The organism is Anabaena sp. AL93 (assembly GCF_001672085.1).
GTDB classification, from domain to species: domain Bacteria; phylum Cyanobacteriota; class Cyanobacteriia; order Cyanobacteriales; family Nostocaceae; genus Dolichospermum; species Dolichospermum heterosporum.
Window position 1 is genome coordinate 66,894 of record NZ_LJOU01000006.1, and the last position, 13,632, is coordinate 80,525.

Here is a 13,632-nt window from a genome sequence, read left to right on the forward strand (position 1 = left end):
AGATAAAATTCACTAGAGTTTAGATATAAGAATTACTCAATTACCGTGAAAACCGATACAATTTTCTATAGCCTATTTCAAGCATTTCCTAGCATCTTTTTTGAACTAATTAATAATTCTCCCACAGAAGCAGATGTTTATGAATTTACCTCTCGTGAAGTTAAACAACTGGCTTTTCGTTTAGACGGTTTATTTTTACCAACCACCAAAGATCCTAAAAAACCATTTTACATTGTCGAGGTTCAATTTCAACCCGATGATAATTTATATTATCGTCTCTTTGCAGAGCTTTTTCTCTACCTGCGACAATACAAAACTCCTCATCCTTGGCAAGCTGTCATCATCTATCCTAGTCGTAATATAGAAAGAGAACAGAATTTACAATTTGGCGAAATCTTGCTACTTGAGCGAGTTACACGCATTTATTTAGATGAGTTGGGAGAGAGTTCTTTAGGGGTGGGAGTTGTTAAACTGGTAATAGAAACAGAGAAAGCTGCACCAGCATTAGCAAGACGCTTAATCGCACAAGCAAACCAACAACTAACTGATACCAAAATCAAACAGGATTTAATTAAGCTGATTGAGACAATTATCGTCTACAAATTACCCAAAAAAAGCAGAGAGGAGATTGAAGCTATGTTAGGTTTAAGTGAGTTGAAACAAACCAGAGTTTATCAAGAAGCTTTAGAAGAAGGTAAACAAGAAGGTGAAGCTGAAGCAACCAGGAAGTTTACTTTAAAATTGTTACGAACTGGCATGAATTTACAACAAATTGCTGAACTTACGGAATTATCTCTTCAGCAAATTCAGGCTTTACAAAAAGAAATTCAAGAATCATAGTTTTAATTAGAACTTGCTGATAGCGTGGCGGATGATTATTGCATCGTCACGCAAGCTATAACTATCTAAAATTAACAACATCCCCCACCATCGTAATACCATGTAGAATCAGTAATTATAATTTCTTCAGGATTTACAACTGCTAAATTTCTAGCTGTTTTATCACAAACTACTGCGGGAATTCCTCTTTGTAAAATATGCCCATTCTTATCATCAAAAAATATTTCCTTACCTGCATAAATCGCTGTTTTACCAGTAAAAATACAAGCACCGTCCGCGGGAATTTCCACTTTAAAAGCCACAGAATCTAGACTTTCTAAAAGTAGATTTTCTTCTAATTGATAATTGTGTTTATCTAATAAGCGATAAGGACGACGAGCGCGAATTTCAATTTGTCCAAAACCAGCATTAATAATTAAGTTAGTATACTCTTGATATGTAAGTGCGCCAGATAAACACAAAGCGCGTAAATGTTCATTTTGTTGTAAATGAGCAGGAATTGGACTTGTTGCAATCGGGTCACTCATCTGCAAGCGTCCACCTGGTTTCAATACCCGATATGCTTCCTTTAAAGCACGAGTTAAATCTGCTGGTTCAAAAATATTAAACAGGCAATTTTGCGCTACTACATCTACAGAAGCATCCGCAACAGGTAAATTAAAAGCATCTCCCGGACGAATTTCGACAAAGCTAGGATCAAACCAGGGGTTTTCCGTTGCAGCAAGTTGTAAATTACGGGTTGCAGCTTCTCTCATAGCTTCCACAGGTTCGACAGCAATAATCGCACCGGGACGACGAGAAAAATAAGCAAATTGCAAGGCTTCTAAACCTCCACCGACACCAACATATAAAACTGTGGGTTCATTACTGAGTTCATTGTGATGAACTGTAGTTCCACAACCATAGTTCATTTCCTGCATAGCTAGAGGAATTTTCAGTCCTGGTAGTTGTAAAGGTGTACTTTGGACACAACAAAGACCTATTTCTGGTGTTTGGGCAACTTGGCTGTAAAATTGGGCTGCGGTTTCTAAATAGGTCATAATCTCAAATTAGGGTTTATGGCTTGACTTTTGTGGTCAAAAAGAGTATTATACATGACTAATAGAAGGGGAGTAGCTGCTGACAGTAAATTAAAATTTTCTGTTCAGTATATCTAAGTCAACATACTGGTGATGAGCCTGGTTTAGATAGCGAATAAATAAAGTATTTGAAAGCGAGACCTTCACTGACTACACATTTAACTATGTGGAGTTCAGTGAGGTTTGATTGCTCTCATTGATACTCCACACAGGTAAAAAATCCTTTAGGAGTTTGAGAGAGTGCTAACAGCTTTTACCGCAGGTTTATTACTAATTACCATTTCCGAACTAGGCGATAAAACATTTTTTATTGCTGTGATTCTGTCCATGCACCACCCCCGGCGCTTGGTATTCACTGGTGTAGTAGCTGCTTTAGCGGCTATGACTGTCTTATCAGTTGCATTTGGACAGGTAGTATCTTTTTTACCAAAACAAATTATTCATTACACCGAAATAGTTTTGTTTATTGCCTTTGGTTTGAAGTTAATTTATGATGCCAATAAAATGGCTGTATCTGCTACCGAGGAAGTCGCAGAAGAGGCACAAGAGGCGGTAGAAAAAGCAGATTTAAATAACTCCCAGCAAAAAACTGTTTGGTCAATTTTACTGAAATCCTTCGTATTAACATTTATAGCAGAATGGGGCGATCGCACACAAATAGCCACCATAGCCCTAGCTGCTGGAAATAACCCCATTGGTGTCACCGCTGGTGCAATATTAGGACACGCAATTTGTGCAGCGATCGCCGTCATCGGTGGTAGATTAATAGCAGGTAAAATTTCCGAACGGCAAATTACCTTTATCGGCGGCTTCCTATTTATCATCTTCGGCATAGTCGCCGCCATAGAAGGACAATAAATTTAACATCGTAGGGGCGCAGGGCCTGCGCCCTCATCCTGCGCCCTCATCCTGATTCTACCCTCCAAACCCTTACGGAGTGACCGTAGGTGAAGGCGTAGCTGATGCCGTAGGAGTAGGCTCAGAAACCGCTCCAGCCCTATTGATTTCGTCCTTATACTGAGCCGGTGCTAAAGCCGTCGCACTATCAAATAAAGGTTTTGCTTCATCAAGCTTACCTTGTTGTTTAAACAGCATAGCCTTTGCTAAAACGGGGCGAAAATCTTGAGAATCTTTCTTAATTGCTTGATCATAAGCAGAAATAGCCAAAGTATCATTCTTTTGAAAAGCGTAGACACTACCCAAAAGCACTTGGACAGCAACCACATCCACGCTTCCCGGCTGAATAGTATTAGCTTGAGTAGCAGCAGCCAAACTTTCCTGCAACAAGCCAATAGCTGCTTCTGGACGCTTTTCACTTAATTGCAAATTCACCATCCCCTGCAAAGCCTTTAAATCGCCCGGTTTTGTAGTTAAAATAGTCCGGTAAGTTTGAGCAGCCCCCTCCTTATCGCCAATTTGTTGTTTAGCTTGTGCTAATAAAACCCCATACTCTGACTGTTGGGGATTGAGTTTAGCGAGTTTTTCCAAAGGTTCAATCACAGCTTGAATATCCGCTGGTTTCACTTCCCCTTGGCTCTTTTGACTCAATAACTGTAAACGTGCTTGTAAAAGTCCCTTGAGTGCAGTTTGATTTTCTGTATCTTTCTGTAAAACTAATTCATAACCCCGAACTTGATCTTCCAGTTTTGACTTTTGCTCCGATGAAGATATTTTAGGGTCAGCAGTGGGCTGATTTTGTGGTGATGATTGGGGTTTATTAATCGCTGTAAGGATGGGTATAATAGAAACCCCTACAAAAGCAACAACAGCGAAAGCTAACACTACCCTAACTATCCAGCGATTACGCGATTCAGACACAATATTATTCTGCTCCTCAATGGTAATGAAATTAATGGCAAAGTTAAAAATTTCCAAAACTTTGCGGAATACGGTCATTTGTCTGTGAATTTTATAACAAATAAATATCTATCCTGCTAAAGTAAGTGATGACTTTAGGAAGACCCGTCCGAATTATCGCTATGCTATGCTTCCGATAGCGTAGCTTGGCGTAAGCCATAACTGGATTAAAGCCGCTAAATTGCACATTTAGTGTATAAATGTGGGATTCTGCGTTTTGATTTTCGTACAGAGTATTAAGCGAGTAGCCAGATTAAAAAGAAATATACTTTAATCAGCTACACACTGGCTCTTTTCCTTTGTCTTTATTAAATCCCACAATGGGGTATGTCTTGTGCCGCAAGGAGTTTTTATGAATTCCGACCTGATGCCGTCTTCTGAATCCGCAAATTTCACAGCCTCTAACCAAGGCATAAAAGAGATTGAATCCCCTGTTAGTGCTAATACATTAGCAGACCAATCCTCTAAACTGGAAAGTTCTCTCACTGACTCTAGCAAACCTGACTCTAATGGACATTTGGCTAATCGAGAACAACCAATTCCACCTCCTAGCGAACCGACTCAATACCGAGCTATTGGGTTAATTCGCGGGTGTTACCATGCTAGTGATGAACAGTTTACCCAAGGAACATTAATCACAAAAGATGGGGTTGAACTTAATGCCGTCCTCTTAGGTCGGATTATGAGTTTAGTCAAAAATCACTTAGACCTAGAAACAGAACATCTATGGGTAGTTTATCCCCGCACTAGACAAGAAAATGACGCATTGCACCTGCAAATTGTTGGTGTTTGGGAACCAGAAAATCTGGCCAAATATGAACTAGATGAAGCTGGTACAGATTCGACAGCAGTTTCTAATAACGGTAGTGTAGCGTTAAGCATTAATCCAAAACCCTCATCAGCAGTTCCTGATGGTGGTTTTTCTGTGCGTGGTGAGGTAGTTTACCAGTCCTTTGACGAAAAGAGTTTGGTTGTGAAAATCAAACAAGCTCCCCGTAAACCTACTGATAAAGCTAAATATTTTAAGTTGAAACTCAAGGGCGTATTAACCACCAAAGCTGTGGGTAAGTTCTGGGACTTCAATGTTAAACGGGAGGCTGACGCATTAGTAATAGTTAATGCCGAAGCGATCGCCGATTTACCCAAAAAACGCCGACCACCCTTCAAAGGAGCGCCTCGTGGTGCCGGTGGTGGTGGTAGAAAGCCATTCCCTCCTAGACGCAATGGAGAAGCCCCACGTCCCATTAGAAAGACAGCAGGTGATGCCACCACAGTCATCACCAAACCTGTGCCAAAAACCCCCACTCCTAAGCCAGTAAAAAAGCCTAAACCTGGGGATTAGGTAATTGGTGATTGGTGATTGGTAATTGGTGATTGGTGATTGGTAAAAAAGATTACCCAGTCCCCAGTCCCCAGTCCCCAGTCCCCAGTCCCCAATCTTAAAATTCCGTCCAACGGTCTTGAGGTAAAAAAGAACGCTCCATAGGAATTGGGGCTACTGGTTCAGTGAGAGTAAATTTCCCTTCAGTAATCCATTGCTTTAACTCTTGGGCTACTTGTCGGGAAAGAAACAAACTAGCTAAAGAGGCTACTCGTACAGTCCTGCCTTCAATAGTGATACGTCCAGATTTAAGTTGAGCGTAACTCACTAAACCGAAAGTAGGACGGACACGACGAGGAATTGAAAAATCTACAATTGGTGCTACTAAGTCTTTGTCTTGGACAGCACAGCGTTCTACCACACCAGTATTTAAAACTGGCAGTGGTACACCTACACCCATCATTAAAGATGGTCCATAGCTTTTAAAATAACAACCTCGTATCCATCGCGCGTCCATTTGTTTAGCATCACCAATTAACGCTAAAGTTGCCGATGGTCCGATAGGTGTCCGATTTTCTAAACGCTTTTGCAAGGGAAAATGTTGTGTCCCTTCCCAAGCTACATAACCAATACCCCCAGCGAGAAAAATCCTCGTCCCAATCCCCACAAGTTGTAAATCGGGATCATTGAGGAGGGGTGACAGTGAACCAGGGTTAGAATAGACTGCATTCCCCACACGGGGTTGCAATGGTCCTAAGTAGGTATGCAGTGGGCGATCGCCTCCATTCACCCCAACAATAAAATTTTGATAAAGATTGCGCGGATTAAATAAATAAAACTGATTGATAGTGTCACGGGTAACAGTGGTTTCAAATGTGGCTCTAGGGTAACAATCGGTAACTTGTCCCATAGCGCGAACTTGGATAGATTTACCGGCAATTAAATCCTCAATTACATGACCACCACCACGTTCTCGCACTTCTTCCCCATCTAGGGAATCAACTGGACAACTAGCACCCAAGTATAAATCTACCGCCCCAAAACCAGCATAAGCTGGAACTCCGTCCAACCAGCAACGCCGAATTTTAATCGGTGGGTCAGTATGTCCTAAGTTAATAATTGCACCACTTGATTCCATCGGCTCAAATGTGCCAGTGGTAATTACATCTACTTCTTTAGCGGTTTTAGCAACACCAATTTCAGCAACTCGCGCTTTTAATTCTTCAGCAGTCCAGACTACCGCCCGTTTTCGGCTGATTTTCTCATTAATTTCCGCAATTGTTCGCATTTTAAATTTATTTGAAGGACTATCGGTACACTGGGGGCGTTGACGATAGCCTGCGTAACGACGAGGGAGTAATTTTTAAGACCGTATTCTAAACGGAAAAGTGTCAATCCTCTACCCTGAGTTTAACGGAATCAGCATGGGAAGGTAAACCCTCCGTAGTTGCTAAGATGTCAATGGCAGATGCCACTTTTTCCAAAGCAGTTTGTGAGTATTGGATAATACTTGAGTGTTTTAAAAATGTTTCTACCCCTAAAGCGGAAGCATAACGGGCAGCACCAGAAGTAGGTAAGGTATGGTTAGGACCGGCTAAATAGTCGCCTACAGCTTCAGGTGTGGAACTACCCAGGAATATTGCCCCAGCATGGCGAATCTGGTTAATTAAAGCCCAAGGATCGGCAACTTCTAATTCTAAGTGTTCTGGTGCAAATTCGTTGGAAAGTTCGGCTGCTGCGGCTAGGGATTCTACCACCACAATTAAACCATAATGGGCGATCGCCTTTTCCGTATCTATCCGCCGTGGGTGATCTACCAATTGTCTTTCCACCGCCATTTGCACTTTTTTCGCCAACCCCGCATCCGTTGTCAGCAAAATCGCTGCGGCCATCGGATCATGCTCTGCTTGGGCTAATAAGTCCGCCGCCACATAAGCAGGATTAGCTGTTTCATCAGCAATTACCAGCACTTCGCTAGGACCTGCTAAAGAATCAATGCCCACAGTTCCGTAAACTAACTTTTTAGCCAAGGTGACATAAATATTACCAGGTCCGGTAATCACATTGACTTTGGGGATAGTTTCCGTGCCATAGGCTAAAGCTGCGATGGCTTGAGCGCCCCCCACACGGTAAATTTCCTGAACTCCTGCTTCTTGGGCCGCTACCAAAACCGCAGGATTCACCATTTTACCGCCTCTAACTGGTGTCACCATCACTACACGAGGGACACCTGCCACTTTTGCGGGAATGGCATTCATTAACACTGTACTGGGATAACAAGCCCGACCGCCTGGTATATATAAACCTGCTCGATCTACTGGGGTGTAGCGTTTGCCTAAAACTACTTGATCATCGCCAAACTGTACCCAGCTTTTGGGGATACGCTGACTGTGAAAAGCCTCTATTTTTTGGCAAGCTAGTCGAATCGCCTGGAGCAAATCCTTGGATACCTGTTGGTAGGCTGCATCCAGTTCTGATCCTGTTACCTTGAGTTCTTCTGCTTTCAGAATTTGGTGATCAAATTCGGCTGTATAATGTAGTACAGCCTTGTCGCCTTGGCGCTTCACCGCTTGCAACACTTCGCGGACTGTTGCTTCTTTATGAAGTACCTGTTCATCCTGGGTGCGATCGCAGATTCGTTGAAGTTCTGATCTAACGTCTGCCTGCTGAGTAATAATTCGCAGCATGGAATAATGACAATACCAAATTTTACAATATTCGCAAAACAAGAACTACTTGGGCTTTTTACCGGCTACGACAACATCGCGTTAGTAGAACAACCATTCAAAATAGCTAAAAAGCCTAAAATATCAGCTTTTTGACTTTTGACTTTTAACTTTCGACTTTCGTTTTGCCGTGTTAGGGGATCAAGCTGAATGTAATTCTCTTCTCTAGCTTAACCTGGATTTTTTTGATACTACTTTATAAAATTCAGACAGCCTGAGAAATTTAATATTCCAGAAGTCTGAATTTGGGGAACTGATCTGGTTTCTTTGTCAGTAAATCATTTTAATCTATTTTTTCAGTCCCAGGCATCAGCTTTTCCGCCCAAATAAAATATTTTTTTTCAGAAACTATCACATTAGCGAAAATAATGCTATATTTATTAAACCTAGTAGTGTGTGTACATAATTAATAGTCTTTTTTGGAATTACTGTGGCGAATACAAAGTCTGCTCTTAAACGCGCACAAATCGCAGAACGTAACCGACTGCGTAATAAAGCATATAAATCAGCCGTGAGAACGCTGATGAAAAAATACTTTAGTTCTGTGGAAGCTTGTGCTGCTAACCCGACAACAGAACTCAAGCAGGAAGTGGAAGCGAGAATGTCAGAAGCTTACAGCAAAATTGATAAAGCTGTAAAAACTGGCGTGCTGCATCCCAACAATGGAGCCAGAAAAAAGTCAAGATTGGCTCATAAACACAAAACCCTTACCGCTTAGTCAATAGTTCAGTGGTCAAGAGATTTTGGATTTTGGATTTACGATTTTGGATTTACTTCTACCCTCAAGTGTGGAGACTGATGATTTTAGATTGGTGATTTTGGATTAATTCCGCTCTCTCATGGCGGATCTTGTCCCAAAAATTCTCAATCCAAAATCTAAAATCCAAAATCTAAAATTTTTCACCAACAAGCCATGCAACTTATAGATACCCACGTACACATTAACTTTGACATCTTTCAGCCAGATTTAGCAGCCGTGCGTTCTCGGTGGCAAGAAGCAGGAGTAGTGCGATTAGTCCACTCCTGTGTTCACCCCCAGGAATTTGCGAGCATTCAAGCTATAGCAGAGCAGTTTCCTGAACTTAGTTTTGCTGTAGGGCTGCATCCTCTAGATGCTAATAAATGGGATCAGCAAACAGCTACCCAAATCAAGTCTTTAGCCAGTTCTCATTCCCAAGTGGTAGCCATTGGGGAAATGGGGTTGGATTTTTACAAAGCAGATAACTATGAGCATCAACATCAAGTATTTGCATCACAATTAGCGATCGCTTGTGAACTCAATTTACCAGTGATCATCCATTGTCGTGATGCTGCACCTGCTGTCAGAGACGTACTGCAAAAATGGCGGGACTTGCATGGAGAAAGAGTACGGGGTGTCATGCACTGCTGGGGAGGGACACCAGAAGAAACTCAATGGTTTCTGGATTTAGGTTTCTATATTAGCTTCAGCGGCACTGTTACCTTCAAGAATGCTCAAACTATTCAAGCGAGCGCGGCTATGGTGGACAGCGATCGCTTGCTGATAGAAACAGATTGTCCATTTCTGTCACCCGTACCTAAACGAGGTGAAAAACGCAATGAACCAGCCTATGTTCGCTATGTAGCGGAAGCACTAGCAAAACTACGAGCCGAAACAATAGAAGAAATTGCCCAGAAAACCACCCAAAATGCCTGTAGATTATTCGGTCTATCATTATAAATGATCATCAAATCTTTAGCATTAGCAATGATTTAACTTATAAGATCCAAACGGAGGATAAAAATGTGCTAAAATTAATCCCTCCAAAACATTTAGGTCAAGCCATAATGGTAAAGGAAGGATAATAATTCCTAAAGCTCAATTTGTGCTGTTATCAACCCGATATTAGCCAGTTTGAGAGTTTGTGGTTTTAGCCCGCTTAATCAATCGAAGCGACCCAGATCTAAAATCCAACATTGTCTGCCCATCCACTTAAATCTCTACAAACGGATGCTCTCAATAGATCACAAGCATTGGCAACCAAGGTTTCACTGGAAAAAACTTGAAAAGGTAGAAACGGCAATCCTTTGGTATATCAAACCTATAGAAAATCGTTAAAAGTAATTGTCCACCCCAGACAATCATAGCAATATCAAATCCATAGTGCAGCCTTAAACACAACGTTGCCCTATCGAATCCTACTCCGGTTTCAGTCCCCAGTTTTGGGAATCCACAACCAGGACCAAGTGTGAGGTGTAAAAGGTGAAAAAGTGTGAAGTAGAAAGAAATTTTAGGGCTAACGCGACTGTTGCGCTATCAGTCAAAAATCTAGCAGCCAACTATTGTCAAGCTTATGGACTTCATACCTTTGGACTCATATTCTAGCACAAAGCCTTCATGGCAGACTCGCAGCTATGGCTGCGCCACGCAAGCTATCGGCTTCCTTTAAAGTTTAACCAGGTTGATAAAGGTAAAGGCATGACTAACGACGACAAATACATGGAATCCGCCTTTCTGTTACCCGACTTGATTGAAATTCAGCGTTCTAGTTTTCGCTGGTTTCTAGAAGAAGGGCTAATAGAAGAACTGAATTCTTTTAGTCCAATTACAGACTACACTGGCAAATTAGAACTGCACTTTTTAGGTAATAACTATAAACTCAAAGAACCTAAATACAGCGTTGAAGAATCCAAGCGGAGAGACAGCACCTATGCAGTGCAAATGTATGTTCCTACCCGTCTACTGAACAAAGAAACAGGAGACATTAAAGAACAAGAAGTATTCATTGGTGATCTGCCCTTGATGACAGATAGAGGCACATTTATCATTAATGGAGCCGAGCGTGTCATTGTCAATCAGATTGTGCGATCGCCTGGAGTCTACTATAAATCAGAAATTGATAAAAACGGAAGACGTACCTATTCCGCCAGCTTAATTCCTAACCGGGGCGCATGGCTCAAATTTGAAACAGATCGTAATGACCTAGTTTGGGTACGGATAGATAAAACCCGGAAACTATCAGCCCAGGTACTTCTGAAAGCACTGGGATTATCCGACAACGAAATTTTTGATGCCCTGCGCCATCCAGAATACTTCCAAAAAACCATAGAAAAAGAAGGGCAATTTTCCGAAGAAGAAGCCCTAATGGAATTATATCGAAAACTTCGTCCCGGTGAACCACCTACAGTTTTAGGCGGACAACAGCTTTTAGACTCCCGCTTCTTTGATCCTAAACGCTATGACCTGGGAAAAGTTGGTCGTTATAAACTCAACAAAAAACTTCGTCTTTCCGCCCCCGACACCATGCGCGTCCTTACCCCTGGGGACATTCTCGCTGCCATTGATTACCTCATTAACCTAGAATACGATATCGGTAGTATTGATGACATTGATCACCTCGGAAATCGCCGAGTCAGAAGCGTTGGGGAATTACTGCAAAACCAAGTCAGAGTAGGGTTGAACCGCCTAGAAAGAATTATTCGAGAACGGATGACCGTATCCGATGCCGAAGTTCTGACTCCCGCATCCCTAGTTAACCCCAAACCCTTAGTAGCAGCCATCAAAGAATTCTTTGGTTCAAGCCAACTAAGTCAATTCATGGATCAAACCAACCCCCTAGCGGAATTGACCCATAAACGCCGCCTCAGTGCCTTGGGTCCAGGTGGTCTAACCAGAGAAAGAGCCGGGTTTGCAGTTCGAGATATTCACCCCAGCCACTACGGACGGATTTGTCCCATCGAAACACCAGAAGGACCAAACGCCGGACTCATTGGTTCATTAGCTACCCATGCCCGTGTTAACCTCTACGGTTTTCTAGAAACACCCTTTAGACCAGTAGAAAACGGCAAAGTCTTATTCGATGTTCCGCCCGTCTACATGACAGCAGACGAAGAAGACGACCTCCGCACAGCCACCGGTGACGTTCCCCTAGATGAAAACGGTTACATCAAAGGACCACAAGTACCAGTTCGCTATCGCCAAGATTGGACAACCACCGGACCTGAACAAGTAGATTACGTGGCAGTTTCTCCAGTACAGATAGTCTCAGTAGCTACCAGCATGATTCCTTTCTTGGAACATGACGACGCTAACCGAGCGCTGATGGGTTCTAATATGCAACGCCAAGCTGTACCCCTGTTAAAACCAGAACGCCCCTTAGTGGGAACAGGTTTAGAAGCCCAAGCGGCAAGAGACTCCGGGATGGTGATAGTTTCCCGCACCGATGGCGATGTAGTCTATGTTGATGCCACAGAAATTCGTGTCCGCGCCAGTGGTCAGTTGTCAGCAGCCAGTGGTAGCCAAGTTATTGAAAAAGGCCAAGAACTTAAATACAAACTTTCCAAATACCAACGTTCTAACCAAGATACCTGCTTAAATCAGAAACCATTGGTGAGAATCGGCGAAAAAGTCGTTGCCGGTCAGGTATTGGCAGATGGTTCCTCTACAGAAGGTGGAGAACTGGCATTAGGACAAAACATCGTTGTCGCCTATATGCCTTGGGAAGGTTACAACTACGAGGATGCGATTCTCATTTCCGAGCGCTTGGTGCAGGAAGATGTTTATACCTCAATCCACATCGAAAAATACGAAATCGAGGCGCGACAAACTAAACTCGGACCCGAAGAAATCACCAGAGAAATTCCCAACGTCGGTGAAGATGCCCTCAGACAATTAGATGAACAAGGGATTATTCGGATTGGGGCATGGGTAGATGCTGGAGATATTCTCGTTGGTAAAGTCACTCCCAAAGGTGAATCAGACCAACCCCCAGAAGAAAAACTGCTCCGGGCTATCTTTGGTGAAAAAGCCCGCGATGTCCGCGACAACTCTCTGCGAGTTCCCAATGGTGAAAAAGGTCGGGTAGTTGATGTCCGGTTATTCACCCGTGAACAAGGTGATGAACTGCCACCAGGGGCAAATATGGTGGTTCGGGTTTATGTAGCTCAAAAGCGCAAAATCCAAGTGGGTGACAAAATGGCAGGGAGACATGGTAACAAAGGGATCATTTCCCGGATTTTGCCTGCTGAAGATATGCCCTATTTAGCCGATGGTTCACCCGTAGATATTGTTCTTAATCCTTTGGGTGTACCTAGCCGGATGAACGTCGGTCAGGTGTTTGAATGTTTGCTAGGTTGGGCTGGTCATAATTTGGGAGTCAGGTTCAAAATTACTCCTTTCGACGAAATGTACGGGGAAGAAACTTCCCGTCGCCTAGTTCACGGCAAACTCCAAGAAGCCAGAGACGAAACTGCTAAGGATTGGGTATATAACCCCGACAATGCGGGGAAAATCATGGTCTATGACGGTCGCACGGGCGAACCCTTTGACCGGGCTATTACTGTCGGTGTTGCCTATATGCTCAAACTCGTGCATTTGGTTGATGACAAGATTCACGCTCGTTCTACAGGTCCCTACTCTTTGGTGACTCAGCAACCTTTGGGTGGTAAGGCTCAACAGGGTGGGCAAAGATTTGGAGAAATGGAAGTTTGGGCATTGGAGGCTTTCGGTGCTGCTTATACCTTGCAGGAGTTGTTAACAGTTAAGTCCGATGATATGCAGGGACGGAATGAGGCTCTGAATGCCATTGTCAAAGGCAAAGCTATTCCCCGTCCTGGTACTCCTGAATCCTTCAAGGTATTGATGCGCGAGTTGCAGTCTTTGGGCTTAGATATTGCGGTGCATAAGGTAGAAACTCAAGCAGATGGTAGTTCTTTGGATGTGGAGGTAGACCTGATGGCAGATCAAGCTGCTCGACGGACACCACCTAGACCCACCTATGAGTCGCTTTCCCGTGAATCTTTGGAAGGAGATGATTAGTGAGGCAGGGGAGGTAGGGGAGGTAGGGGAGGT

Annotated in this window: 10 protein-coding genes; 6 read left to right on the plus strand and 4 right to left on the minus strand. The window is 43.0% G+C overall.

The annotated features are described in order from the left end of the window. Positions 1-45: 45 nt before the first annotated feature. Complete coding sequence (locus AN486_RS02915) at positions 46-840, plus strand: Rpn family recombination-promoting nuclease/putative transposase (RefSeq protein WP_053540083.1); 795 nt, start codon at positions 46-48, stop codon at positions 838-840. Positions 841-911: 71 nt separating this feature from the next. Here the strand turns inward: AN486_RS02915 and arsM are convergent, their stop codons facing one another. Next, positions 912-1,880, minus strand: coding sequence for an arsenosugar biosynthesis arsenite methyltransferase ArsM (gene arsM / locus AN486_RS02920; RefSeq protein ID WP_290599167.1), 969 nt, complete (start codon positions 1,878-1,880; stop codon positions 912-914). Between the two features lie 279 nt (positions 1,881-2,159). Here arsM and AN486_RS02925 point away from each other — a divergent pair, with 279 nt between their 5' ends. Beyond that, complete coding sequence (locus tag AN486_RS02925) at positions 2,160-2,777, plus strand: TMEM165/GDT1 family protein (protein ID WP_053540081.1); 618 nt, start codon at positions 2,160-2,162, stop codon at positions 2,775-2,777. 72 nt (positions 2,778-2,849) lie between these two features. On the opposite strand, the gene AN486_RS02930 is transcribed toward AN486_RS02925, so the two are convergent. Then, positions 2,850-3,737, minus strand: coding sequence for a lipopolysaccharide assembly protein LapB (locus AN486_RS02930; protein WP_053541330.1), 888 nt, complete (start codon positions 3,735-3,737; stop codon positions 2,850-2,852). Positions 3,738-4,128: 391 nt separating this feature from the next. On the opposite strand from AN486_RS02930, the gene AN486_RS02935 reads away from it, so the two are divergent. After that, positions 4,129-5,118: a hypothetical protein gene (locus AN486_RS02935; RefSeq protein WP_053540080.1), complete on the plus strand. Its 990-nt coding sequence runs from the start codon at positions 4,129-4,131 to the stop codon at positions 5,116-5,118. Positions 5,119-5,215: 97 nt separating this feature from the next. On the opposite strand, the gene AN486_RS02940 is transcribed toward AN486_RS02935, so the two are convergent. Beyond that, the gene (locus AN486_RS02940) at positions 5,216-6,385 is read right to left on the minus strand and encodes a homocysteine biosynthesis protein (RefSeq protein WP_053540079.1); all 1,170 of its coding nucleotides are present in this window, start codon (positions 6,383-6,385) and stop codon (positions 5,216-5,218) included. Positions 6,386-6,488: 103 nt separating this feature from the next. Further along, entirely contained in the window at positions 6,489-7,784 is a 1,296-nt protein-coding gene (gene hisD / locus AN486_RS02945; protein WP_290599171.1) for a histidinol dehydrogenase, read from the minus strand. 469 nt (positions 7,785-8,253) lie between these two features. On the opposite strand from hisD, the gene rpsT reads away from it, so the two are divergent. The 3 genes from rpsT to rpoB all read left to right on the plus strand — a co-directional run bounded on the left by rpsT (position 8,254) and on the right by rpoB (position 13,599). Continuing rightward, positions 8,254-8,541: a 30S ribosomal protein S20 gene (rpsT, locus tag AN486_RS02950; RefSeq protein ID WP_039202355.1), complete on the plus strand. Its 288-nt coding sequence runs from the start codon at positions 8,254-8,256 to the stop codon at positions 8,539-8,541. 195 nt (positions 8,542-8,736) lie between these two features. Then, positions 8,737-9,522, plus strand: a complete 786-nt coding sequence (locus AN486_RS02955) for a TatD family hydrolase (RefSeq protein WP_053540077.1) — start codon at positions 8,737-8,739, stop codon at positions 9,520-9,522. Positions 9,523-10,260: 738 nt separating this feature from the next. Next, positions 10,261-13,599 (plus strand): DNA-directed RNA polymerase subunit beta, encoded by a 3,339-nt coding sequence (rpoB, locus tag AN486_RS02960; RefSeq protein WP_027404243.1) that lies wholly within the window; start codon positions 10,261-10,263, stop codon positions 13,597-13,599. Positions 13,600-13,632 lie beyond the last annotated feature (33 nt).

Bases quoted from the DNA above. Each gene is read 5' to 3' on its own strand.
- AN486_RS02955 (WP_053540077.1), top strand. From the start codon at position 8,737: ATGCAACTTATAGATACCCACGTACACATTAACTTTGACATCTTTCAG.
- rpoB (WP_027404243.1), top strand. From the start codon at position 10,261: ATGACTAACGACGACAAATACATGGAATCCGCCTTTCTGTTACCCGAC.
- arsM (WP_290599167.1), bottom strand. From the start codon at position 1,880: ATGACCTATTTAGAAACCGCAGCCCAATTTTACAGCCAAGTTGCCCAA.
- AN486_RS02940 (WP_053540079.1), bottom strand. From the start codon at position 6,385: ATGCGAACAATTGCGGAAATTAATGAGAAAATCAGCCGAAAACGGGCG.
- AN486_RS02935 (WP_053540080.1), top strand. From the start codon at position 4,129: ATGAATTCCGACCTGATGCCGTCTTCTGAATCCGCAAATTTCACAGCC.
- hisD (WP_290599171.1), bottom strand. From the start codon at position 7,784: ATGCTGCGAATTATTACTCAGCAGGCAGACGTTAGATCAGAACTTCAA.